Source organism: Mycobacterium sp. 1274761.0 (assembly GCF_001668615.1).
Lineage (GTDB): Bacteria > Actinomycetota > Actinomycetes > Mycobacteriales > Mycobacteriaceae > Mycobacterium.
Genome location: NZ_LZMC01000058.1, coordinates 95,080 through 118,050, shown reverse-complemented (window position 1 = coordinate 118,050; position 22,971 = coordinate 95,080). Strand labels below are relative to the sequence as shown.

At 64.8% G+C, this 22,971-nt stretch carries 21 protein-coding genes and 1 other RNA gene; 9 read left to right on the top strand and 13 right to left on the bottom strand.

Going from position 1 to position 22,971, the window contains the following annotated elements:
- Positions 1-740: xanthine dehydrogenase family protein molybdopterin-binding subunit (locus tag A5651_RS12170; protein WP_156662848.1), on the top strand; the 740-nt coding region annotated here is incomplete at its 5' end.
- A 9-nt stretch (positions 741-749) separates the two neighbouring features.
- Here A5651_RS12170 and A5651_RS12165 read toward each other — a convergent pair.
- Together A5651_RS12165 and A5651_RS12160 are read right to left on the bottom strand one after the other, a co-directional pair.
- Positions 750-1,841: a VWA domain-containing protein gene (locus A5651_RS12165; RefSeq protein ID WP_231988667.1), complete on the bottom strand. Its 1,092-nt coding sequence runs from the start codon at positions 1,839-1,841 to the stop codon at positions 750-752.
- Positions 1,842-1,845: 4 nt separating this feature from the next.
- The gene (locus A5651_RS12160) at positions 1,846-2,742 is read right to left on the bottom strand and encodes a MoxR family ATPase (RefSeq protein WP_082943727.1); all 897 of its coding nucleotides are present in this window, start codon (positions 2,740-2,742) and stop codon (positions 1,846-1,848) included.
- 235 nt (positions 2,743-2,977) lie between these two features.
- On the opposite strand from A5651_RS12160, the gene A5651_RS12155 reads away from it, so the two are divergent.
- From A5651_RS12155 to A5651_RS12140, 4 genes are all read left to right on the top strand, one after another.
- Positions 2,978-3,310 (top strand): hypothetical protein, encoded by a 333-nt coding sequence (locus tag A5651_RS12155; protein WP_066980298.1) that lies wholly within the window; start codon positions 2,978-2,980, stop codon positions 3,308-3,310.
- 117 nt (positions 3,311-3,427) lie between these two features.
- Positions 3,428-4,819, top strand: coding sequence for a wax ester/triacylglycerol synthase family O-acyltransferase (locus A5651_RS12150; protein WP_066980294.1), 1,392 nt, complete (start codon positions 3,428-3,430; stop codon positions 4,817-4,819).
- Between the two features lie 85 nt (positions 4,820-4,904).
- On the top strand, positions 4,905-5,672 hold the full coding sequence (locus A5651_RS12145; RefSeq protein WP_082943723.1) for an ABC transporter ATP-binding protein: 768 nt from the start codon (positions 4,905-4,907) through the stop codon (positions 5,670-5,672).
- Between the two features lie 2 nt (positions 5,673-5,674).
- On the top strand, positions 5,675-7,993 hold the full coding sequence (locus A5651_RS12140) for an FtsX-like permease family protein (RefSeq protein ID WP_066980287.1): 2,319 nt from the start codon (positions 5,675-5,677) through the stop codon (positions 7,991-7,993).
- 54 nt (positions 7,994-8,047) lie between these two features.
- Here the strand turns inward: A5651_RS12140 and ssrA are convergent.
- The 10 genes from ssrA to prfB form a co-directional block, all read right to left on the bottom strand.
- Positions 8,048-8,416, bottom strand: a transfer-messenger RNA (tmRNA) gene (gene ssrA / locus A5651_RS12135).
- Positions 8,417-8,495: 79 nt separating this feature from the next.
- Positions 8,496-9,341, bottom strand: coding sequence for a maleylpyruvate isomerase family mycothiol-dependent enzyme (locus A5651_RS12130; protein ID WP_066980284.1), 846 nt, complete (start codon positions 9,339-9,341; stop codon positions 8,496-8,498).
- Between the two features lie 46 nt (positions 9,342-9,387).
- Positions 9,388-11,688, bottom strand: coding sequence for a bifunctional diguanylate cyclase/phosphodiesterase (locus A5651_RS12125; RefSeq protein ID WP_231988666.1), 2,301 nt, complete (start codon positions 11,686-11,688; stop codon positions 9,388-9,390).
- Positions 11,689-11,770: 82 nt separating this feature from the next.
- Positions 11,771-12,616, bottom strand: a complete 846-nt coding sequence (locus A5651_RS12120; RefSeq protein ID WP_082943722.1) for a DMT family transporter — start codon at positions 12,614-12,616, stop codon at positions 11,771-11,773.
- On the bottom strand, positions 12,613-13,107 hold the full coding sequence (smpB, locus tag A5651_RS12115; RefSeq protein ID WP_066980275.1) for an SsrA-binding protein SmpB: 495 nt from the start codon (positions 13,105-13,107) through the stop codon (positions 12,613-12,615). The genes A5651_RS12120 and smpB overlap by 4 nt, the downstream gene beginning before the upstream one ends.
- A gap of 2 nt (positions 13,108-13,109) precedes the next feature.
- A complete protein-coding gene (gene ftsX, locus A5651_RS12110; RefSeq protein WP_066980272.1) occupies positions 13,110-14,003 on the bottom strand; it encodes a permease-like cell division protein FtsX in 894 nt (297 codons plus the stop codon).
- Entirely contained in the window at positions 14,003-14,692 is a 690-nt protein-coding gene (ftsE, locus tag A5651_RS12105) for a cell division ATP-binding protein FtsE (RefSeq protein WP_066980269.1), read from the bottom strand. Before ftsE ends, ftsX begins: the two co-directional genes overlap by 1 nt.
- Positions 14,693-14,728: 36 nt before the next feature.
- Positions 14,729-15,175, bottom strand: coding sequence for a hypothetical protein (locus tag A5651_RS24920; protein ID WP_082943721.1), 447 nt, complete (start codon positions 15,173-15,175; stop codon positions 14,729-14,731).
- Positions 15,172-16,149: a mechanosensitive ion channel family protein gene (locus A5651_RS12095; RefSeq protein WP_066980263.1), complete on the bottom strand. Its 978-nt coding sequence runs from the start codon at positions 16,147-16,149 to the stop codon at positions 15,172-15,174. Before A5651_RS12095 ends, A5651_RS24920 begins: the two co-directional genes overlap by 4 nt.
- Positions 16,146-17,252 (bottom strand): peptide chain release factor 2, encoded by a 1,107-nt coding sequence (gene prfB, locus A5651_RS12090; protein WP_066980260.1) that lies wholly within the window; start codon positions 17,250-17,252, stop codon positions 16,146-16,148. Before prfB ends, A5651_RS12095 begins: the two co-directional genes overlap by 4 nt.
- 144 nt (positions 17,253-17,396) lie before the next feature.
- On the opposite strand from prfB, the gene A5651_RS12085 reads away from it, so the two are divergent.
- Positions 17,397-18,773 (top strand): FAD-dependent oxidoreductase, encoded by a 1,377-nt coding sequence (locus A5651_RS12085; RefSeq protein WP_066980257.1) that lies wholly within the window; start codon positions 17,397-17,399, stop codon positions 18,771-18,773.
- 167 nt (positions 18,774-18,940) lie between these two features.
- Positions 18,941-20,314 carry an HNH endonuclease signature motif containing protein gene (locus A5651_RS12080; RefSeq protein ID WP_066980254.1) on the top strand — a complete coding sequence of 458 codons (1,374 nt, stop codon included), beginning with the start codon at positions 18,941-18,943 and terminating at the stop codon, positions 20,312-20,314.
- Here the strand turns inward: A5651_RS12080 and A5651_RS12075 are convergent.
- The gene (locus tag A5651_RS12075) at positions 20,311-20,673 is read right to left on the bottom strand and encodes a hypothetical protein (RefSeq protein WP_066980250.1); all 363 of its coding nucleotides are present in this window, start codon (positions 20,671-20,673) and stop codon (positions 20,311-20,313) included. The genes A5651_RS12080 and A5651_RS12075 overlap by 4 nt on opposite strands.
- A 23-nt stretch (positions 20,674-20,696) precedes the next feature.
- Here A5651_RS12075 and hisN point away from each other — a divergent pair, with 23 nt between their 5' ends.
- Both hisN and A5651_RS12065 read left to right on the top strand, forming a co-directional pair.
- A complete protein-coding gene (gene hisN, locus A5651_RS12070; RefSeq protein WP_066980246.1) occupies positions 20,697-21,479 on the top strand; it encodes a histidinol-phosphatase in 783 nt (260 codons plus the stop codon).
- A 91-nt stretch (positions 21,480-21,570) separates the two neighbouring features.
- Entirely contained in the window at positions 21,571-22,962 is a 1,392-nt protein-coding gene (locus A5651_RS12065) for an acyl-CoA dehydrogenase family protein (RefSeq protein ID WP_066980243.1), read from the top strand.
- Positions 22,963-22,971 lie beyond the last annotated feature (9 nt).

The following is a 22,971-nucleotide window of genomic DNA, read 5'->3' as shown; positions in this document are numbered from 1 at the left end:
TGTCGGCGGCGATGGCGGGCGGAGCGGTCGGGGAGGCTGCGCATATATTGCGCGGGCACATTGTCGACATTGCCGCGGACCTGCTGGAGGCCTCCGTGGAAGACATCGTCATCGAAGACGGTGACATCCACGTCACGGGCGTCCCCACGATGTCGCGCAGCTTCCGCGAGGTCGCTGCGGAGGCGATGCGGCGCGGCGTGGTCGGCAACACCGACCGGTTGGGCCCCGGCGAGGCCATCCGAGTTGCCCGGGATTGGAACGGCGGCGAAGGCGGATGGGCGCAATCCACCCACGTGTGCTGGGTCGAAGTCGATCTCGAGACCGGCCAGGTGAGGATTCCTCGATATGCGGTCGTGGAGGATTGCGGGGAGATGATCAACCCGGCCATCGTCGAAGGCCAGATCCGCGGCGGCGTAGCCCAGGGTGTCGGCGCCGTGTTCTACGAGAAGACCACCTACGGGGAGGACGGGCAGCCGCGGTCGGGGACGTTCATGGACTACCTGATCCCGACCGCGATGGAGATCCCCGAGATCGAGATCCACCACGTCGAGACGCCGGCGGACATCGCCCACAACTATCGAGGCGTGGGCGAAGGGGGCATGATCGGCGCACCGGCGGCGATAACCAACGCGGTGGAGGACGCCCTCGCCGACCTCGGGGTGCGTATCACCGAACAGCACCTGCCGCCGACCAGGATCCTCGAGCTCGCAGGTGTCATCCCTGAACACGCTGACCGATAGACAGCGAGGTCATTCCGAAATCACCTTGACCAGATCGTCCAATGCGTTCAGGTTGTGACCCTCGATGAAGTTGTCGATGTACGGCAACGCTGCCGCCATACCGCGGGCCAAGGGGGCGTAACCGGGTGACGCTTTGAGTGGGTTGACCCACACCACCTTGTGAGCCACGCGTGACAGCCGCGCCATTTGTTCGGCGACTGCGGTCGGGTCGCCCCGCTCCCAGCCATCAGAGAGGATGACTACCACGGCGCCACGAGACATGCCCCGCATCCCCCACTCATCGTTGTATTCGCGCAGAGTGTCCCCGAGTCGAGTACCACCAGACCAGTCAGAGACCGAGGCGCTGGCGCGACGCAGCGCTTGATCGGGGTCGCGCGACAACAATTCCCGGGTCAGCCGCGTCAGACGTGTTCCCATGGTGAAGGCTTCCACAGCGCGACGACTGACGACCGCAGCGTGCATGAACCGCAGTAGCGCGCGGGAGTAGAGGTCCATCGAGCCGCTGACATCACAAAGCAGTACAAGCCTGCGGGGTTGCAATGTCGGCGCGTACCAGGCTCGGCGGATGGGTTCTCCCCCGGTGCGCAACGCACGCCGCACGGTCGCGCGGATGTCGGGCTGCGTACGGCGCCGCAACTTGGCGGGCCGCCGCCGCCTGCTTCGACGCATCGCGGCGGTCGCACGAAGATCGGCCATCAACCGCTGCGCATCGGAGAAGTCTGCCGGGGAGTATTCGCTGAAGTCCTTGCGGCGCAATACCTCTACCGAGCTGTACCGCACGACGGTTACGGGTACGCGACTCCGGTGTTCGCGGTCGTCTTCGGCCCCCGCTTGGTCGTCGACGGCTTCCCCGTCTGCGGCAGTCACGGCGATTTGAGCATCCCGCGGCTGGTCGAGCCAGACCGAACGGAATACACGATCGTAGGTCTCGATGTCCTCCGGCCGCTTGACCAAAGCGGAGCGCCCGGCCCAATAGAGACTGTCGCGTTCAGCCGGGTCGAGCTCGCTCAGCGCCGACACGAAGAGAGCCACCGACCCTGTGGGGACGGCCATCCCCTCGGCGCGGAGGCGGCGTGCGAAGATCACCGCAAGTCGGTCCACGTCCTCATACATCGTCGTCGGCGATCCGCACCAAGGTGTCGAGCCCCGAAGCCCTTGCCTTTTCGATGTCTTCGCGATACTTCAACACCCAGCCGAGGGTGTGTTCGATGTCCGAGGGGGCCAATTCCGGTTCGCCGAGCTCAACCAGTGCTCGAGCCCAGTCGATCGTTTCGGCCACTCCCGGGGGCTTATACAGGTCGAGTTTCCGTAACGCCTCGACAGCCTCGGCGACCCGCCGTGCCAGCCGTTCGCTTGCCTCGGGCACGCGCAGCCGCACAATGGCAACTTCTCTGTCGATGTCGGGATGGTCGACCCAGTGATAGAGGCAGCGCCGTTTGAGGGCGTCATGCAGGTCGCGGGTGCGGTTGGAGGTGAGGATCACAAGTGGTGGCACTTCGGCCGTTATCGTTTTGAGCTCCGGTACCGTCACCGCGAAATCCGACAAGATCTCGAGAAGGAACGCCTCGAATTCGTCATCCGCACGGTCGATTTCGTCGATGAGCAAGACCGGTGCAGGGCCATCGCTTTTGTCGAGGGCTTGTAGGAGTGGTCGGCGAACGAGAAATCGTTCGGAGAAGAGTTCGTCTTCAGCAGCCGCTATCGCCTCCGCGCCGCGGGCTTCCGCAACTTTCAGGTGCAGCAGCTGTCGAGCGTAATCCCACTCGTATACCGACTGCGAAACGTCGATGCCTTCGTAGCACTGCAGGCGCAGCAGTTTGGCGTCAAACAGGCGCGCCAACGTCTTGGCAACCTCAGTCTTGCCCGCACCGGCTTCACCCTCAAGGAGCAACGGGCGCCGTAACCGCACCGCGAGGTGAATGGCGGTGGCCAGCCCCTCGTCGGCTAGATAGCCGAAGCGGGCGAGGTCCGCTTCAAGCTGGCGTACCGCGTCGGTCGTCACCGTTGGCCCTCCTGACAGTGCCGCGAACGAGCCGTGGTGCGCGACGGCATACCTCGCGCGTTCGCGCACATAACTCCTGACTCTACGAATCGACGGGGCCTATCGCGCTGTCTCAGCGAAAACATCGATACGCAGCCGCAGGCGCCTCGAATCGATCGCAGAAGGACGAGGTCAAGCTGGTAAACGCAAGTCAGAACGCATAGCTGTCGCATGCCGCATGCACTGGCTTGCACGGATGCCGTCGACGCCCATCCCCGTGGTCTTGGCCATGCTTGCCCTGCGGCGCGGGCTCAAGCAGCTCGCCGACCTGCTGGTGCCGCCGCAAATCGCGATGCTGGATCTCGGCCAAGGCGCGCAGAGCTGCGGCCCTTCTGTTGTGGAGCTGCTGGGAATCGAATTAGGTACAGATCTTCGCCCTAGCTGCGAAAACACTGAATATGAATTGCGCAAGATCACGCCAAAGTACGCGAAAGCAGTTGCGGAAACGCGAAAGGTGTTGACGTCGTCAACAACCTGTTACGTCATATGTCGCGTGGAGTCCCGCGCTCACCCGCGGTTCCGTGGCTGATATCCGCGGTAGGTCGAGGGATTGGCCGGCCCCGGCGATAGATCGTGTTCGCGACTGCGTCGAGGGCACGAGGGCGAATCGGATTGGCGCGCGCGTTATCGGGTTAACCCTGTAACCGTGAGGCGGCTTTCCAGCGTCGACTCGGCGTTCTGGTTCGCGGAGACGCATCAGTGTCCACCAAACGGCGGCGGACTTTTGATCTGTGACCCGTCCGAGGCACCAGGTTTTTGCTTTGCTGCGATCAGAGATCTTCTCGCCGCCCGCATCCAAGAGTTGCCGCTGCTTCGCTACCGGGTGGCCGGCGCGTCGCTGGGCCTCGACAGGCCTTGGTTTGTCGAGGATCCGAGAGTCGACGTCGATTTTCACGTCCGACGCCTCGCTGTGCCCGCGCCCGGGGGACGTCGCGAACTCGACGAGCTGGTCGGCCGTCTGATGTCCTACCCGTTGGATCGCGACAGACCGCTGTGGGAAGTGTGGGTCATCGAGGGCATCGAGCAAGGGCGTGTCGCAGCCTTGACGAAGGTTCACCACGCCCTCGTCGACGGTGTGTCGGGCACCGGCTTGTTCGAGGCCATGTTAGACGTAACCCCGGAACCGCGACCGCCTGCTGGCGAGGTCGGTCAATCGTCTGCCCAGTCCGGCGTTCCGGGAATTGCCCAGCGCGCGCTCGCCGCGATTCTGAACATCGCAATCATGACCCCCTACCGGGTGTTGCGGCTTGCTAGGCAAACGCTGTCTCAGCTGTTGGCCGTGCGCGGGCTGGCTCACAAACCGCCCCGTCATTTCAGCGCACCTACTACGCGCTTCAATGCCCCGCTTTCGCCGCAGCGGCGAGTCAGCAGCACCAGAGTGCCGCTGGATCGCGTGAAAACGGTCCAACGCACATACGGTGTCAAGCTCAACGACGTGATAATTGCCTTGGTTTCAGGCGCGCTGCGCAGTTACTTGACCGCTCGCGGCGAGCTTCCCGAGCGGCCACTTGTCGCACAGATTCCGATTTCGACCGCCACCGAAAACACGCAAGAGAGCAACCAGGTGACGACTACGACCGTCGGGCTGGCTAATGACGTGGCCGACCCCGCCGAGCGGATGAGGACAATCCATGCCAACACTCAAGGCGCGAAGGGAATGGCGAAGGTTCTGGCCGCACACCGGATCATGGGACTAACCGAGACGGTCCCGCCCGGCTTGATCGCTTTGGCCGTCCGGGCATACACCGCTAGCCACCTTGGTGGTCACCTTGCCCCCTTCAACATCGTGATTTCGAACATCCCTGGGCCGGAGTTTCCCCTCTATCTGGCGGGTGCGATCGTCGAGCAGCAGATACCCATTGGCCCGCTGATGATGGACGTCGGATTGAACATCACGTGTTTCAGCTACCAAGGGTGGGCCGAACTCGGCTTCGTCACCACTCCGGAGATCGCGAACGATATCGACGAACTAGCCAACGCCATTGAGCCAGCCCTGCAGGAGTTGGAAGAAGCTGCCGGTCTGATGGTGTCCGCTTGATCAAAGTTTGGTCGGCCGGACGACGAGTCGTTGCGGCACTGGCGACCACTGGACAGGCTCCCTGCCGTCAGCCGATGCTAGATAGATGGGGGAACCGGAGTCACCGGATCGCGCCTCCGCTGCCGCTGCCACGGGGGCTTCGGGTCACTCCGCGCTTCGGTTGGAACAGGTGGGATGCACCTACGGCTCCGGGCCTACAGCCATCGAGGCGCTCCGGGATGTCGACCTCGAGATCTGGCCTGGCGAGTTCGTAGTTTTGCTGGGTCCGTCTGGCTCGGGCAAGACCACGTTGCTCAACCTCGCCGGTGGCATCGAAGAGCCCACCGCGGGACGAATTTGGGTTGCCGGTAGGGCGTTCGCTGCTTCGCGCAAACGTGACCGCACAGCGTACCGACGCGACCATGTCGGGTTTGTCTTCCAATTCTTCAACTTGGTGCCGACTCTTTCCGCGCTGGAGAATGTGGAGATCATCGCCGAAGTCACCGGCAAGGAATCGACAGCACGAAGCCGCGACGCACTCGACATGGTGGGCTTATCCGATGTCGCCGACCGCTTTCCAGGCCAGATGTCCGGCGGTCAACAGCAACGCGTGGCTATAGCCCGAGCCATCGTCAAAGAACCGACGCTGCTGTTGTGTGACGAGCCGACGGGCAGCCTTGATCTAGCAATGGGTCGCCAAGTCCTCACTGTGCTCAGGGACATCACTCGACGACGGCACACCGCCGCACTGCTCGTGACCCACAACTCGGCGATCGCCGCGATGGCCGATCGCGTCGTCTGGCTGCAGTCGGGCACCATCGCCCGGCAGGACCAGATCACTGCGCCGCTGGAAGCGCGGGACCTCGACTGGTGAGCATGGTCCTGTCCCACAAGCTGTGCCGCGACCTATGGCGGCAGCGCTGGCAATTCGTCGCCGCCGCTGTCGTCACCGCGATCGGTGTCGCTGTGTATGTTGCCGGAACAGACGCCTACGCCAACTTGAAACAGTCGATCGACAGTGCATACGCGAATCACCTTCTGCCGGACGTCGTCATCACGGGGCCTGGGGCGTTCGGTTTGCGCACTCACGCGAAACGACTTCCGGGCGAACCGGTTCTGGATTTTCGGCAACAGGGTGATGTGGGCATCCGCATCCACAGCCACACCGTTTACGGACGCGCTGTCAGCCTGCCCCCACAGGCGCAGCCGACGGTGTCCACGTTGGCGCTGCGTTCCGGCGAGCTCCCCAGACGTGGTGCGGTGCTGATGGAAGAGCACTTCAGCCGGCACTACCAGCTAGAGCCCGGGGATACCGTCGAATTGCGTGGACCACATGGCTGGCAGACCGTGTCTGTCTCGGGTTCCGCGACGTCGACCGAGTACCTCCGGCCGGCCCGCTCCGAGCAAGAAATCATGAGCAGCCCAGAGGATTTCGGTGTGGTGTTTGTGACCGCACCCGACTTCTTGCAGGTGGTGAATCAGCCCGCGGACCAACTTTTGCTGTACGCGCGTGATCGCGACGCGGCTCCCCAGTTGCTAGACGCCGCAGAGGAATTGGCGCACGCGCGCGGACTGGCGGTCATGTCGCGCGACGAACAACCGTCGTATCGCAGGTTGCACGACGACGTCGACTCGGTTGGCACCTTCGCCAAGTTGCTCCCGTGGGTCTTCCTGGCGGCTGCGATGGTCGGAACCTACGCGCTGCTATCGCGATTGGTCGTCGCACAACGAGCCGTCGTTGGAACGCTCTTGGCGAATGGTCTTTCCGGGCCCAAAGTACGTGCCCACTATGTGGGTTACGGTGTCGCGGTCGGTTTACTCGGCGCGACAGCGGGTTTGATCGGCGGCTACTTCCTGGGCGGATGGTTCACCATCCAGTATGTAACGGCACTGGGTATGCAGCCGGGAGTGACGTCGCTGCACCCGACGAGCCTCGTAACAGGAGCTGCGGCTGGTATGTCGGCAGCCGCGCTGGCGGCGTGGGCTCCGGCACATGCCGCATCGCGGATCAGCCCAGCGGAGGCGATGCGAATATCTCCGCCCGCGGCGAAGGGTGGCTTGAGTGTTCTGGAAGCGCTGCTGCCGCCGCTTCGCCAACTGCCGGCCCGATGGCGCATGGTGTTGCGAAGCGTGACCCGCAACCGCAGGCGCACGGCCTTGACCGTGACAGGTGTCGTCATCTCGGTCTGCCTCCTGATGGTCTTCGCCGGCTTGCGCGACACCATCAACCGCTTCTTCGACCGCCAATACGGTGGCATCGAACTCCAAGACGCCCAAGTCATTACGACTGCGGGCTCGGCTGACCAAGTCGCCACCATGCTGCGTGCTGATCGGCGTATAACCGACGCAGAATTGTTCACACGCACAGACATCACCGTCGAGGCCGGCAATAACCGGGCCGAAACTCTGCTGATCGCCCTACCGCTGTCAACCCACATGCACCGATTCATCAGTCAGGGATCGACACGGAATCTCCCCAGTGAGGGCGTTTTGATGGGTCAAGGGTTGGCGAAGAAGCTCGGGGTGACCGTTGGCGACCGGGTCGGAATTACTTACTCTCATAGCAACATTCGCACCGAGCAACCGGTCGCCGGCTTCGTAGACGAACCGACGAGCCCGGTGGTGTACATCGCCGCGGCGGCCGCGCGGGCGGCACCATCCGGAGTCATGGTGAAGCTGGCGCCCGGGACGCCGCCTGACCAGATGAGCCAGACCGTGACCGCGCTACCCGGTGTGGCCGCCTATGTGTCCACAGCCGCGGTCAAAAAAACAGTTCGGGACGCGTTTTCCCTCTATAACGCCATGGTGGCGCTGCTGCAGGTTTTCGCCGCAGTGATGGCTGCGGCCCTGCTCTACAACACGATGTCGGCCAACGTCAGGGAGCGCACCGTAGAACTCGGCACACTGCAGGCAGCCGGAATAGGCAGCGGTCTGCTCGGTCGGTGGCTCGCCGTGGAAAACATGCTGCTGGTTGCGGTCGGCCTGCCGCTAGGGCTGCTTGCCGGAAGACTGCTGGCCGACGGGATTTTGGCTACCTATCAGACCGAGTACCGATGGCACATTGACATGGACACCGAAACTCCGTTCATCGTCGCCGCGGCGATTCTTGGCACCGCATTCCTCGCGCAGATTCCGGCCTTCCGGATCATCGGACGGATAGATGTGGCTAAGGTGGTGCGTGAGCGCTCGCTCTGAATCCGCTACTCAAAGCGGGTCAGTGCTCAAATAGCCCCTGACCTGCCTCTTCTCTTGTGGAGCTGCCGGGAATCGAACCCGGGTCCTACGGCATTCCCTCAAGGCTTCTCCGTGCGCAGTCCGCTTTGTCTCTACTCGGATCTCCTGATCACGCGAACAAGTCAGGATGACGATCCCAGCCGCTGTTTGGTGTCCCGTTAGGTCCCGCGACCGGACCTAGCGGTTTATCCCTCTAGCTGATGCCAGACACCGGGTCGAGGGCGTTCCCGGGCTGACAGACTTGCTGTCGCTTAGGCAGCGAGAGCGAAGTCGCGCTGAGTGTTCTCGGCGCTTAATTGGTTGCAACGACGCTTACGGTGGTCTCTTGCCTGCACCGGCACGCTTCCCTTGATTCGATGCGCGAAGTCGAAACCGTTCAGCCCCTCGCACACCTGCCGACCTTCGGCAGGACAGTCCAGTTTACCGTCCGCTTGAACAATGGCCAGGCATTGAATAATCCCGGCTAGATCACATAGTTCAGGCGCTCGACGATCCGCTTGCCCACCGCCTCGTCGCCGTCGTAGGCGATCGCGCTGTGGTCGACGGGCACCCGGCCTCCGGCCAGACGGGTGAACAACAGCCCGTCCACCGTGATCGTCGTCGTGGGCTGCGCATCGCCGAAGTCGTCGACCACCTTCGCGCGTCCGTCGACGGCCACGTTGATCGTGCGCGCCAGCGGACCGGTCAGGGCGATTCGCACCCGCGACCCGTCGGGCGCACCGCCCAACTTGCCGACGACAAAGCCCATGCTCGCGGCCATCTCGTCGAGCGCCAGCTTGGCATCGGCCCCCGCGAAGTCGCTGTCCGCGGCGGGCCTGTCGACTGCTTCGCGAACGTCATGCTCATGCATCCAGCAGTCGAAGGTCCTCACCCGCATGAATCGCCCGTAGGTATCCGGCCCCGCGGGAGTCGCGGTCACCTCGTTCCATTGCGCCTCCCCCATCGCCGACAATGCCTCGCGGCGCTGCTGCGTCGTGGTCCGGAAACGCTCCAGCAACTCCGCGTGCGACAGGTCCCGCATATTGCGCACCCACCGCTCGTTTAGGACGCCGATGTCGTTGCGCACATGCGGCAGCGTCGAGCAGTCGATGTCTGCCTCCGGCGTGCCCACGCCCTGCAGCATCGATTCGGTGCCGATCACATGTGCGACGACGTCGTGCACGGTCCAGCCCGGCAGCGACGTCGTCCTCTCCCACTCGCCGTCTGGAAGGTCTGCAACCACGCGGTCGATCGCGTCCCATGTCGCGAAGAGTCCACTCAGGACCTGGGACTTGTCCAACAGGGTGACGGGACGGGCGGGCCTGTTCACGGCCCGACGCTACGCTTACAGTCCCGCGAGCGAGCCCGAACTGCTGCTAATCGTCGGCGTGTTCATGAGCAGCCACGCCCGCTCGCGGAAGAGTCCCGCCAGGGCGAACGAAGTCGGTGATCGGCGCGGCCCGGCCGAACAGGTGGCCCTGAGCCAGTCGGCACCCCGCGGCGAAGACGGTTTCGGCCTGGGCCGTCGACTCGATTCCCTCAGCGATCACGCCCATACCAAGCTCGGTGCACAGCCGGATCACGGAGCGGTACAAGGTCATGATCCGGTTCGGCTCGGGCCCTACGGCCAGTCCGCGGTCGAGCTTGATGATCTGGACCGGCAACGCATGCAGATAGGTCAGCGAGCTGTAGCCGGCGCCGAAATCATCGAGGGCGACCCTGACGCCCATTGCGTTGAACCGTCTGATCTGCGCGGCCGCGTCGGGTAGGTCGACGATCGGCACCGTCTCGGTGATCTCGAGGACCAGTTGGTCGGGAGTGAGCCCGCACCCGTTCAACGTCTGAAGCACCCGACGCTCGAACTCGAGACTGCCCAGCCGGGCCGCGCCGATATTCACGTGCACGGTCAGGTCGGCGCCGACCGAGGAGAGCTCGCTGCAGGCCATGTTCAGCACCATCGAGTCAAGCGCGGCGCCCAGACCGGCGGCCTCGGCCGCGGCGACGAACGCGTCGGGTTGGATATCTGCCCCGTTGGGGGCGGTCCACCGCGCCAGCGCCTCGACCGCGACGGGGGTGGCATCAGGCAACCGCACCACCGGCTGGTAGGCCAGGCTGAAGCCCTCGGGTACGCCGCCCTTCGCTTGCCGCAGCGCGGTCGGAAAGTCCGTCGACACACCGAGCGACGGGCGGTAGACCACGGCCGTGTCCTTGCCCACCCGCTTGCCCGCATACATCGAGACGTCGGCCTGTCTCAACAGGTCGTCGGACGAGGGCGCGGGTTCTCCGTTCGGACGGACCAGGCCCATACTGGCGCGGACGCGAATCGACGAGCCGTGCACCGCGAACGGGTCGCGAAGCGCCACCCGGATCCGGTCGGCGACGACCTCGGGCGGTTCCTGTTCCCCATCGATGAGGATCGCGAACTCGTCGCCGCCGATGCGCGCCAGCGTGTCCGCCTCGCCGATACAACGGGCGAGCCGCTCGCCGACCGCGCGCAGCAGATTGTCGCCGCCAGCATGGCCGAACCGGTCGTTGACCTCTTTGAAGTCGTCGAGGTCGACGAAGATCAACACGAACGGGCCCCTGCGGATGGCCTCGTCGAGCCGCTCGGCGAACAGAACCCGGTTGGGCAATCCGGTCAGGGCGTCGTGGTGCACCTGATGGGCAAGCCGACTCTGAGCTTCCATCAGGCGGTTCATCAGCTGCCGGTGTGAACGCACGGCAACCACCTGCCGGCTGGCAACGAGCACGACCATCAGCAAGGTCATCGTGACAGGCACCGCCGTCAACGGCTGACCGATCAGCACGTGGAAGGCGAGCAACACGGTGATACCCAGAAAACCAACGTATGGCAGCACCAACTGTGCCCAATCGATCAGCTCGCGGGCGCGTTTGGGGGGTTGGTGCGGATGCTCGGCCATGGCGAGCCCGAGCATCAGCGGTCCCATGACGAATCCGATCCCGCCCCACAGCCGGCCGTGCTCCACCCCGACGGTTTGCAGATAGGCCAGGATTCGATCAGACGAGGCCAGCATGATCACGCCGCCGGCGAGTAGGAGGAACGTAGCCCGGTACGGGCTCTCCGGCGGATACACCATCGCCACCAGCGCCGAGGCCACCACCACGACCAGCTCGATGATCGTGTACGCGACGACAACGGTCGAGCTCGACGCCCTTGGCAGAGATCCACCTTCCACGACGTTGAAGCCGCCTAGGAAGACCATAATCGAAAACGCGATCGTCGCCACCAACCCGTCGAGGACGGTGACGCCGCGGGAGTACCGGAGTCGAGCGTCCCTTCGCGCGATCGAGCCGACCCCCGCCCCCAGCAGCACGACGCTTGCCGCCGCTCCGAAGATCGGAGGCAGAAAGAACGCGGCGACGCTAACGGCCGGGGCTGCGCCGGTGCCCGTCACGCCGCGCGCCGTCCAGTATGAGGCGAACGCGATAAGCCATGCGGTCAAGCCGCCGACGACGAGCAATCGCCACAGACGTCCGCTACCGCTCGCGCGCGCGGCGACGACCAGGCCGCAAAGAATGGACCCGACGCACACCGTCAGCTGTAATGCCGCATCGATGCGCGTGGCTATGGTGTGCCCCCAAGGCGCCGACGCGTTGATGCAGAAGACCACGAGCACGCCGGCAAACAAACCGGAGCGCAACTGGCTGCCCGTCACCGACACCCGATTATTTCCCCCTCGCGGCTCGATGGCGGTTACTCACACGCCATGATGCCCTAGGAGCAAACTCCAAACCGGGTTATCCAGCAGCGATCATCGCCACCGACCCCAGCGCCAACACCATGCCGGCCGCCTGCCACCGGGTCACCCGCTCCCGAAGCACCACGATGGCGAGCACTACGGTCGCCGCGGGATAGAGCGACATGAGCACGCCGGCCAGGGACAGTAGCGCTGTATGAACGGCCACCAAGGTCGCGACGTTGGCGCCCACATCGAACATCCCAGCGAGAATCGACAGCCGCAGCGGCGCACCGGACGGTGGAACCAGGTTGGCGGTGAAGACCGCGACGATCAGCACCACCGCGCAGGCCGCCAGCCGCGCGAACACCAGGGGCCACAACTCCGCGTCCTGCGGCGCTTGCGCGATCAACGCGAATTGCAGCCCGAATGCCACTCCGGCGCCCAGGGTCAGCCAGGCGACCGTCGTGGTGAACCTGTGCGGCGTGGTGTCCTCGTCGGTCGCCTCGCGGCTGACCAACACCACCGCGACGAGCGCAAGCACGATGCCGACAGCGGCGATCGCACCCGGCCGCTCCGCCAACGCCAGGCCGACACCGACGGGGATCGCCGCCACCACGATGGCGGTCAGCGGCGACACCACCGAAATCGGTCCGGCGGCGAGAGCGGCGTAGAACCACCACACCCCAAAGGCCTGCGAGATGCCGCACAAGCCACCCCACAGGACCGCGCCGCGAGATACGTCACCGCCGACGATCACAGCCAGAATCACCAACAGCACCAAAGCGACGGGATACGACACCAGGACTACGCGCAGCGCGGCTACCCGCCGCGATGCGATTCCCCCGATGAAATCGCTGATGCCGTAACCCAGCGCGGAAGCCAGCGCGAAAACGATTCCTATCAGGACATACCCTTGGCGCGTCGGCCCATCTCGCGTGCCACCTCGCGCTGCGCGTCACGCTTGGCAATGTCCTGGCGCTTGTCGCGGGCCTGCTTACCGCGGGCCAACGCGAGTTCCACCTTGACTTTGCCGTCGGAGAAGTACAGCGACAGCGGGACCAACGTGAGGTTGCCGTCGCGGATCTTGCCCACCAGCGCGTCAATCTGCCTGCGGTGCAACAACAATTTGCGATTGCGGCGCGGCGCATGGTTGGTCCAGCTGCCGTGGTGATACTCGGGGATGTGCAGGTTGCGCAGCCAGATCTCGCCGTCGTCGACAGTGGCGAACGCATCGGCGAGCGACGCCTGGCCGTCGCGCAGGCTCTTCACCTCGGTGCCCATCAAGGCAACCCCCGCCTCGAAAATCTCGAGAATCGAGTAGTTGTGCCGCGCCTTGCGATTGGTCGCGACCACTCGATTGTTGCTTGACCTCGTCGGGTCGGCTTTCTTGGCCACGGCTATCGACGGACGTACAACCGCAGGGTGACGTAAGCGGTGACGCCCGCCATCACGACACCGACGAATATCAACGCCGGCGAAATGTAGAGGATGTCGGCGTAGTCCACTCGCGCAATGAGATTCGCCTCATAGAACTGGTTGAGCGCATTCTCCAGGAACCAGGCTCGCACGATGATCAAGCCGATAATCGAGATGACCACACCGATGAGTGCGGCCAAACACGCTTCCAACAAGAACGGCAGCTGTGTGTACCAGCGGGTGGCACCGACCAGCCGCATGATTCCCACCTCGGTGCGACGGGTATAGGCCGCCACCTGAACCATGTTGGCTATCAACAGGATCGCACCGATCGCCTGTACCAATGCGACGGCGAACGCCGCGTTCGACAAGCCGTCGAGCACCGCGAACAACCGGTCGATCAGCTCCTTCTGGTTCAGCACGTTCAGCACACCCGGCTGGCCGGCCATCGCGTCGTCGAAGTCCTTGTGCTGCTCGGGATTGTCCAACTTGACGACGAACGAGGCAGGAAACGCGTCCTTGCCCGCGACGTCCTTGTACTGCGGGAATTTCTTGATCGCATCGTCGTAGGCCTCGTCGCGGTTCAGGAAGCGGACGGAGCGCACGTCCTGACGATCTTCGATCTTCTGCCGCAACGCCTTACACGGATCCGCATCACACGTAGGGTCATTGGCCGACACGTCATTGGTCAAGAAGACCTGGCTCTCCACCCGATCGAGATAGATGGCCTTCGAGTTGTCGGCGAGGCGCACCACCAGCAGGCCGCCACCCAACAGGCCGATGGAGATGGCGGTGGTCAGGATCATCGCGACCGTCATCGTGACGTTGCGACGGAGGCCGGTCCAGACCTCGTTGAGCAGGAAGCCGAAGCGCACTAGCGATCCATTCCGTAGATGCCGCGCTGCTCGTCGCGAACGAGGCGGCCAAGGCTGAGCTCGACGACACGCTGCCGCATCGAGTCCACGATGTGGTGGTCATGGGTGGCCATCACCACCGTGGTGCCGGTGCGGTTGATGCGCTCGAGCAGATCCATGATGTCTTTACTGGTATCGGGGTCGAGGTTGCCCGTCGGCTCATCGGCCAGCAGCACAAGCGGGCGGTTGACGAACGCGCGGGCGATCGCCACTCGCTGCTGCTCGCCGCCGGACAACTCGGCGGGCAACCGGTTGGCCTTCCCCGACAAGCCGACCATCTCGAGGACGTCAGGCACCACCCGGTTGATCACGTCACGCCGCTTACCGATCACCTCCAGAGCGAAGGCGACGTTCTCGAAGACCGTCTTCTGCTGCAGCAGCCGGAAGTCCTGGAACACACATCCGATGACCTGCCGCAGGCTGGGGACGTGCCGGCCCGGCAACTTGTTGACGTGAAATTTGGACACGCGGATGTCGCCGGAGCTGGGATGCTCCTCGGCCAGCAGCAGCCGCATGAACGTCGACTTGCCCGACCCCGACGGGCCGATCAGGAAGACGAACTCACCCTTGTCGATCTTCACCGAGACGTTGTCCAGCGCCGGACGCGCCGAGGACTTGTACTGCTTGCTGACGTGGTCGAGGGTGATCATCACGGCACGCCAGTGTAGCGGCGAGAGGCCACTGGCCTATCTCGGCGCCTGCGGCGTGGCAGGCGCGATCCCGGGCACGGGCGTGGCCGTCGTCGGGGTCGGCGTCTGCGTCAACGTCTGCGGGCCGAGCGGCCCCAACGGGCCGTCCGGATCGACCACGGTCGTTGTGGGAGCCGGCGACGTCGGGCTGGTCATCGGGGGAGTCGTCTCCGACGGAGGCGTCGTCGTGGTTGTGGTCGTCGGCGGCGTGGTCGTGGTCGTGGTGTACTCCGGCTCTTTCGGTCGCCGGACGTTCGTGCGCGGCACCCACGTGTAGTTGGGGTCGGGCACGAACCCTGGCGGCACGACGGCGGGCGCGGGCGGCGGCGGGGGTGGTTCCGCCTGGAAGGTCTGCTGCACCCAGAACAGGGCGATGAACACGCCTACCAGCACGAGGGTGGAGACGCGGAACTGACCCAGCCTTGCCTTGAACCACGACCTCACTGCTTGTGTCCCGGTGCTTGCTGAGTTTCGTCGGCCTCGGCGGGCGCCTCCGCCGGGTGCGGCAGCGCGGCGACCATCGGCGCGCTTCCATCGGACGCCACGATGCCCGCCCGTCTCAGGGCGCGGATAACGAGCACGCGGATGCGGCGACCCACCTCATACTGCTTGCCCGGCAGTGTGCGGGCCACCATCCGTAGATTCACCGTGTCCAGCTCGATGCTCTCGACACCCATAAGTTGAGGCGCGTCGAGCAGGAGATCTTTCAGCGTCGGATCCTCTATCGCCTTCTCCGCCACGCCGTGCAGCACATCGTTGACCAGGTTGAGGTCGGCCGAGGTGGGCACCGGGATGTCGACGACGGCGCGCGCCCAGTCCTTGGACAGATTGTTCGTCTTGACGATCTGGCCGTTCGGGATGGTGAACATCTCACCCTCGGTTGAGCGCAGCTTGGTGACCCGCAACGTCACGTCCTCAACGGTGCCCTCGGCCGGCAGCGCGATGCCCGCCACTGTCAGGGACACCAAATCGCCGAAGCCGTACTGCTTTTCGGTGATGATGAAGAACCCCGACAGAAGGTCCTGCACCAGTCGCTGCGCGCCGAAGCCGAGCGCGGCGCCGAGCACTGCCGCGGGTGCCACCAACGACCCGATCGGTATGGCCAGCACATCGGTGACTTCGACTGCCACCAGGACGAATAGCAGCGCCACCGAGACCCAGGAGATGACCGAGGCCACGGCTTGGCGGTGCTTGGCGCTTTCAGACCGCACCAGCTGGTCGCTCGCGCGATACTCGGCGTCGATGCGGGTGACGATGCGGCGTGCGCCCCAGTTGATGAAGCGCGCGGCCAGCAGACCGCCGATCAACAGCAGCGCGATCCGTACGCCTCGATCGAGGATCCAGACGCCGAGGTTGCCGCGCCAAAAGCCTTGCCAGCTTTCGGCGAAATTCAGTGCAAGTACGGTGCTATTCGTCATTGTGTATTGCGCCAACGGATTCCGGCCTCAAGGAACCCGTCAATGTCTCCATCCAGTACCGCAGCGGGGTTGCCGACTTCGAAGTCGGTGCGTAGGTCCTTGACCATCTGGTACGGGTGCAGCACGTAGGAGCGCATCTGATTGCCCCACGAGCTGCCGCCATCGCCCTTCAACGCATCCAGCTCAGCACGTTCTTCTAAACGCTTGCGTTCCAATAGTTTTGCCTGAAGCACTCGCATCGCCGAGACCTTGTTTTGCAATTGCGATTTTTCGTTCTGGCAGGTGACCACGATACCGGTCGGAATATGCGTCAGTCGAACAGCCGAGTCGGTGGTGTTGACCGATTGGCCACCCGGTCCGCTGGAGCGGTACACGTCGACACGCACGTCGGTGTCGGGGATGTCGATATGGTCTGTGGTCTCGACCACAGGCAACACTTCCACTTCGGCGAAGGACGTCTGACGCCGGCTCTGGTTGTCGAACGGGCTGATGCGCACCAACCGGTGCGTGCCCTGCTCCACCGACAGCGTGCCGTAGGCAAACGGCGCGTGCACCGCGAACGTCGCGCTCTTGATGCCCGCCTCTTCCGCATACGACGTGTCGAACACCTCGACGGGGTAGTTGTGCTTCTCCGCCCAGCGGATGTACATCCGCATCAACATCTCGGCCCAGTCCGCCGCGTCGACACCGCCGGCGCCCGACCGGATGTTGACCAATGCCTCACGCTCGTCGTACTCCCCTGACAGCAGCGTCCGGACCTCCATCGCCTCGATGTCCTCACGCAGCTGCTTGAGCTCGGCGTCGGCTTCGGCGATGGCCTCGGATCCGCCTGCTCCCCCTTCCTCGGCGGCGAGCTCGTAGAGCACCGGCAGGTCGTCGAGGCGCTGCCTCAACTCCTCGACACGCCGCAGCTCGCCCTGGGTATGCGACAGCTCGCTGGTGACCTTCTGCGCACGCGCCTGGTCGTCCCACAGGTTCGGGTCCGAAGCCTCGCTTTCCAGCTTCTCGATGCGGCTGCGGAGCCCCTCGACATCGAGCACCCGCTCCACCGTCGTGAGGGTGGAGTCGAGGGCGGCGATATCGGCTTGACTGTCGGGATCCACGGAAGATCAGGTTACCGACACCGCAGTTTCCGCTGACCAGCGGCAGGACGCCAGGAGCGCGTTCTAGAGTCACATGGGGGAACACGCTCGGCGATACACGCGACAGCCCCTTGCATCGCCGGGCAGCGACAGTAAGGCGCACATATGCCTCAAAGGCGTCCGTACCACGTGGCAATCGTCGGCTCAGGCCCGTCGGGATACTTCGCCGCCGCATCGTTACTGAAGTTCGCGGACAATGCCGAGGACGCCGACGTCCGAGTCGACATGCTCGAGATGCTGCCGACCCCGTGGGGCCTGGTGCGCTCCGGCGTGGCGCCCGACCATCCGAAGATCAAGTCGATCAGCGCTCAGTTCGAGAAAACCGCGCTGGATCCCCGATTCCGGTTCTTCGGCAACATCGTCGTCGGCGACCACGTGCAGGCCGCCGAGCTGGCCGAGCGCTACGACGCAGTGATCTACGCCGTAGGCGCGCAGTCCGACAGGTCGCTGGGCATTCCCGGCGAGGATCTGCCTGGCAGCGTCGCCGCCGTCGACTTCGTCGGCTGGTACAACGCCCACCCGCACTTCGAAGAAATGGCGCCCGACCTGTCCACCGGCCGCGCCGTCGTCGTCGGCAACGGCAACGTCGCGCTGGACGTGGCCCGCATCCTGGTCACCGATCCCGACGTGCTCGCCACCACCGACATCGCGGACCACGCGCTGAAAGTGCTGCATGACCGCGGCGTCGAAGAGGTGCTCATCATCGGCAGGCGTGGTCCGCTGCAGGCCCCATTCACCACGCTGGAGCTTCGCGAGCTCGGGCACCTCGAGGGCCTCGGCGATGTGGACGTGGTGGTCGATCCGGCCGACTTCGCCGACATCACCGATGAAGATTTGGAGGCGGCGAGCAAGACCGTCCGCAACAACATGAAGGTGTTGCGCGGGTACGCCGAGACGACACCCAAGGGCGCCAAGCGGCGCATCGTGTTCCGGTTCCGCACGTCTCCGATCGAGATCAAGGGCGACGGCCGCGTGGAGTCGATTGTGCTGGGCCGCAACGAACTCGTCGTCGAAGACTCCGGTCGCGTCTCGGCCAAGGACACCGGCGAACGCGAGGAGATCCCGGCGCAGCTCGTTGTCCGCGCCGTCGGCTACCGCGGGGTGCCGACGCCGGGGTTGCCCTTCGATGAGAAGAGCGGCACCATCCCCCACAGCGCCGGCCGCATCGAAGGCAGCCGCAACGAATACGTGGTGGGCTGGATCAAGCGCGGACCGACGGGCGTGATCGGCAGCAACAAGAGCGACTCTCAGGAAACGGTCGACACGCTCATCGGCGACCTCGACGGTGCGCAGCTGGCTGACTTCGATGAGGACCACGCAGAGAAGCTCGCCGAATGGCTGGTCGAGCGGCAGCCCAAGGTCGTCACCGACGACCACTGGAAGCTCATCGACGAACACGAGCGCTCGGCAGGCGGTACCGGGGGCAGGCCGCGGGTAAAGCTGACCAGCGTCGCCGAACTGTTGCGCATCGCGCACGGCTGACGACGAAACCGGCGAGGCACGAGCCGGTGAGGAGTCAGCCCAAACGCGCACGGCTGACGACGAACCGGCGAGGAACGAGCCGGTGAGGAGTCAGCCCAAACAGCACGGCTGACGACGAAACCGGCGGCCGGCGCATCTTGTCGGTGCCTCGAACTAGCGTTCGAAGTATGAGTTCGGTGGTCGTGGAGAAGCGGATTGCGGCAATGGACGCCGAGGTCGATGCGCTGCTGGACGAGCCTTTGGACGGGTTGTCGACCGCCGAACGGACAGCGGTTACCTATCAATGGGAGACGTTGGCGCGACGGATGGATGCGGTCCGCAACCGGCTGGTCGCCGCGCTGGCACAGGTGCCGACTGAAGAGCTGGGCGAGACGTCGCTGGCGCGCGCGTTGGCGACCTCGCTGCGGATCTCCAAACCAGAAGCCAATCGCCGCGTCCACGAAGCCGAGGAACTTGGGCCACGGGCCACGATCACCGGCCAGCCGCTTGAACCGGTTCTGACGAATACCGCCGAGGCGCAGCGCCGTGGACTGATCGGCGGTGAGCATGTACGGATCATCCGCCGGTTTTTCGATCAGCTTCCCGGATTCGTCGACCACAACACACGTGAAGCTGCCGAGGCGCATCTCGCCCAACTGGCAGTAGGGCTCAAGCCCGGGGAATTGCGTGCGGCGGCCGACCGGCTGGCTGTGTTGCTCGATCAAGACGGCGAACTCAGCGACGAAGACCGTGGGCGGCGGCGCTACCTGATCGTGGGCAGACAGCAATCCGACGGAATGACCGAGGTTCGCGGCCGCCTCGACCCCGAAACCCGCGCGTTGTGGGATGCGGTGGCCGCGGCGTGGGCCGCACCCGGCATGTGCAACCCCGACGACCCGACGTCCCCCGTCGACGGGGAAGCGTCCGGTGAACATCAGACTGCGGATCTGCGCTCCACCGGGCAACGTAACCATGACGCCCTCAAAGCCGTGCTGCGCGCAATGCTCGCGTCCGGACAACTGGCCAGCCACAAAGGTCTGCCAGTCACCATGGTCATTTCCACCACGCTGGCGGAACTGGAGTCCGGCAGCGGGCACGCAGTGACTGGCGGTGGCTCCCTCCTACCGATGCGGGACGTGATTCGGCAAGCGTCGGCGGCACATCGCTACCTCGCAGTGTTCGACAACCACACCGAGGAACCGCTCTATCTGGGTCGCGCCAAACGCCTGGCCACCAAGGCCCAACGCCTGGTGCTCTACGCCCGCGACCGCGGCTGCACCCGGCCCGGCTGCACTGCCCCGGCCTACCACTGCGAAGCCCACCACACCAACGGCTGGGCCAACGGCGCCCCCACCAACATCACGGCCATCACCCTGGCCTGCCCGAACGACAACAGACTTATCGAAAACACCGGCTGGGCCACCCGCACGCGCCCCGACGGCCGCATCGAATGGATCCCGCCGCCTAACCTCGACACCGGCCAAGCCCGGGTCAACAACTTCCATCATCCTCAGAAGTACCTAACGCCCGACGAACACCACGGACGTGACGACGACTCCTAGTTAGACGGATAGTTGGGCGCCGCCTCGGCGCCTGGCGGCGGACCAGCCGGCGCAAACGCCCACTTGTCGGGGTTCTGCGGCGCGTACACCACCGGGAACAGCTGGCCCATGGTCGGCCATTCGTCGACGTCCACTTCAAGGCGTTGGTAAACGACGTGCTCGTTGACGGTCGGCCCGTTGATGACACCGGTGATCGTCACGAACTGCCGGCCGGTCTCGTTGGGCCGCGGGCTCACACCAGTCACCACCAACGTGCCCTGCGCCAATTCACCGCGGATGCCGCGACGGCGCATTATCCAGGGTGCGGCGACCAGCACGACCACACCTGCGAGCAGTAGCAGCATGCCGAATTCCCACACCCGGCCATGGTAGGACTGCTGCCATGACCACGGTCGCGAATGATCTCGCACTCGCCCTGGAACTGGCGGCCGCCGCCGACGTGCTGACGCTGGACCGCTATGGCGCACTCGATCTGCGCATCGACACCAAGCCTGATCTGACACCGGTCACCGACGCCGACCGATCAACCGAAGAACTTCTGCGCTCGTCGCTGGCGCAGCACCGCCCTGACGATTCGATCTTCGGCGAAGAGCTCGGCGGCACACCGGCTTTCACCGGGCGGCAATGGGTGATCGACCCGATCGACGGCACGAAGAACTTCGTCCGGAAGGTGCCGGTGTGGTCCACGCTGATCGCGTTGTTGGTCGACGGTTCCCCCATCGTCGGCGTCGTGAGCGCTCCGGCTTTGGGGCGCCGGTGGTGGGCGGGCGCGGGCGAGGGCGCATTCACGTCGTTCGGTGGTGAGACGAGGCGGATCTCGGTTTCCGGTGTCGACGACCTCGCCTCGGCGAGCCTGTCGTTTTCTGATCTCACCACCGGCTGGGGTGAACGGCGTCAGCGCTTCATCGACCTCACCGATTCCGTCTGGCGGGTGCGGGCGTACGGAGACTTCTGGTCGTACTGCCTGGTCGCCGAGGGCGCCGTCGACATCGCCACCGAACCCGAGGCCAATCCGTGGGACCTCGCTCCCCTCGACATCCTGGTGCGGGAAGCGGGCGGGTCCTTCACGAATTTCAGCGGGCAATCCGGGCCACACGGCGGAAGCGCGCTGGCGACCAACGGCCTGCTTCACGACGCGGCGTTGCGCGTGCTCAACGCCTCCTAGAGATGTGAGACGCCTAACAGGTGCTCGCTATCTTACTCCGGAGTAAGATAGCGTCATCGGCACCTGCCCCTGACACCGAGGCTGTACACAAATGACCAACACAATCGACCGCAAGTCCGATCGCGCACCCAAGCGCAACGGACGCGAAAGCGCCATCGGAGCGCACAAGCACAAGCGCACACCGACCGACATCGGCCTGGCATTGATCACGCCGATCGTCGGTCAGGAATTCCTGGATCGCCACAACCTGCGGGATCCGCTCAATCGCGGCCTGAAGTATGGCGTCAAGCAAGTGTTCTCCGTCGCCGGAGCCGCTAACCGCCAGTTCAAGAAGATCTCCGGCGACAAGGGCGGCCCCACGCGGCTGAAGGCCAGCAGGACCGACTATTTCGACCTCACACCCGACGACGACCAGAAGATGATCGTCGAGACAGTCAGCGAGTTCGCCGAAGAGGTGCTGCGCCCCGCCGCCCGCGAAGCCGACGAAAGCGCAAGCTACCCAGCCGATCTGGTAGCCAAGGCCAATGAGCTGGGCATCACGGCGATCAACATTCCCGAGAACTTCGACGGCATCGCCGAACACCGCGCCGCGGTGACGAACTCGTTGGTGGCCGAGGCACTGGCCTACGGCGACATGGGCTTGGCTCTGCCGATCCTCGCTCCGGCGGGCGTCGCATCAGCGCTGACCCATTGGGGCAGCGCCGACCAGCAGGCCACCTATCTCAAGGAGTTCGCGGGCGAGAACGTGCCGCAAGCCTGCCTGGCGATCGCCGAGCCGCACCCGCTGTTCGACCCGACCACGCTGAAGACCACCGCCGTCCGCACCCCCAGCGGATACCGCCTCGACGGCGTGAAGTCGCTGGTTGTCGCCGCCGCCGATGCCGAATTGCTCATCGTGGCAGCGCAATTGAACGGTAAGCCCGCACTGTTCATCATCGAGTCGTCGACCAAGGGCCTCACCGTCACCCCCGATCCCAGCATGGGTATCCGGGCCGCGGCGCTCGGCAAGGTCGAGCTCGACAACGTCACTGTGCCCTTGTCGGCACGTCTCGGCGAGGACGCCGCCACTGACCGGGATTACTCGGAGGCCGTGGCGCTCTCGCGGCTCGGCTGGGCGTCACTCGCCGTCGGCACCGCCCACGCGGTTCTCGACCACGTGGTGCCCTACGTCAAGGAACGGCAGGCGTTCGGCGAGCCGATCGCCCACCGCCAGTCTGTGGCGTTCATGTGCGCCAACATCGCGATCGAACTCGACGGCCTGCGCTTGATCACCTGGCGTGGCGCCTCGCGCGCCGACCAGGGCCTGTCGTTCGCGCGCGAGGCGGCGCTGGCCAAGAAGCTCGGGACCGACAAGGGCATGCAGATCGGCCTTGACGGCGTGCAGCTGCTCGGCGGTCACGGCTACACCAAGGAACATCCCGTCGAACGCTGGTACCGCGACTTGCGCGCGATCGGTGTCGCCGAGGGCATCGTCGTTATCTAGGGATCGGAA

Bases quoted from the DNA above. Each gene is read 5' to 3' on its own strand.
- A5651_RS12155 (WP_066980298.1), top strand. From the start codon at position 2,978: ATGCCGTCGACGCCCATCCCCGTGGTCTTGGCCATGCTTGCCCTGCGG.
- A5651_RS12145 (WP_082943723.1), top strand. From the start codon at position 4,905: ATGGGGGAACCGGAGTCACCGGATCGCGCCTCCGCTGCCGCTGCCACG.
- A5651_RS12140 (WP_066980287.1), top strand. From the start codon at position 5,675: ATGGTCCTGTCCCACAAGCTGTGCCGCGACCTATGGCGGCAGCGCTGG.
- ftsE (WP_066980269.1), bottom strand. From the start codon at position 14,692: ATGATCACCCTCGACCACGTCAGCAAGCAGTACAAGTCCTCGGCGCGT.
- A5651_RS12095 (WP_066980263.1), bottom strand. From the start codon at position 16,149: ATGACGAATAGCACCGTACTTGCACTGAATTTCGCCGAAAGCTGGCAA.
- A5651_RS12085 (WP_066980257.1), top strand. From the start codon at position 17,397: ATGCCTCAAAGGCGTCCGTACCACGTGGCAATCGTCGGCTCAGGCCCG.
- A5651_RS12080 (WP_066980254.1), top strand. From the start codon at position 18,941: ATGAGTTCGGTGGTCGTGGAGAAGCGGATTGCGGCAATGGACGCCGAG.
- hisN (WP_066980246.1), top strand. From the start codon at position 20,697: ATGACCACGGTCGCGAATGATCTCGCACTCGCCCTGGAACTGGCGGCC.
- A5651_RS12065 (WP_066980243.1), top strand. From the start codon at position 21,571: ATGACCAACACAATCGACCGCAAGTCCGATCGCGCACCCAAGCGCAAC.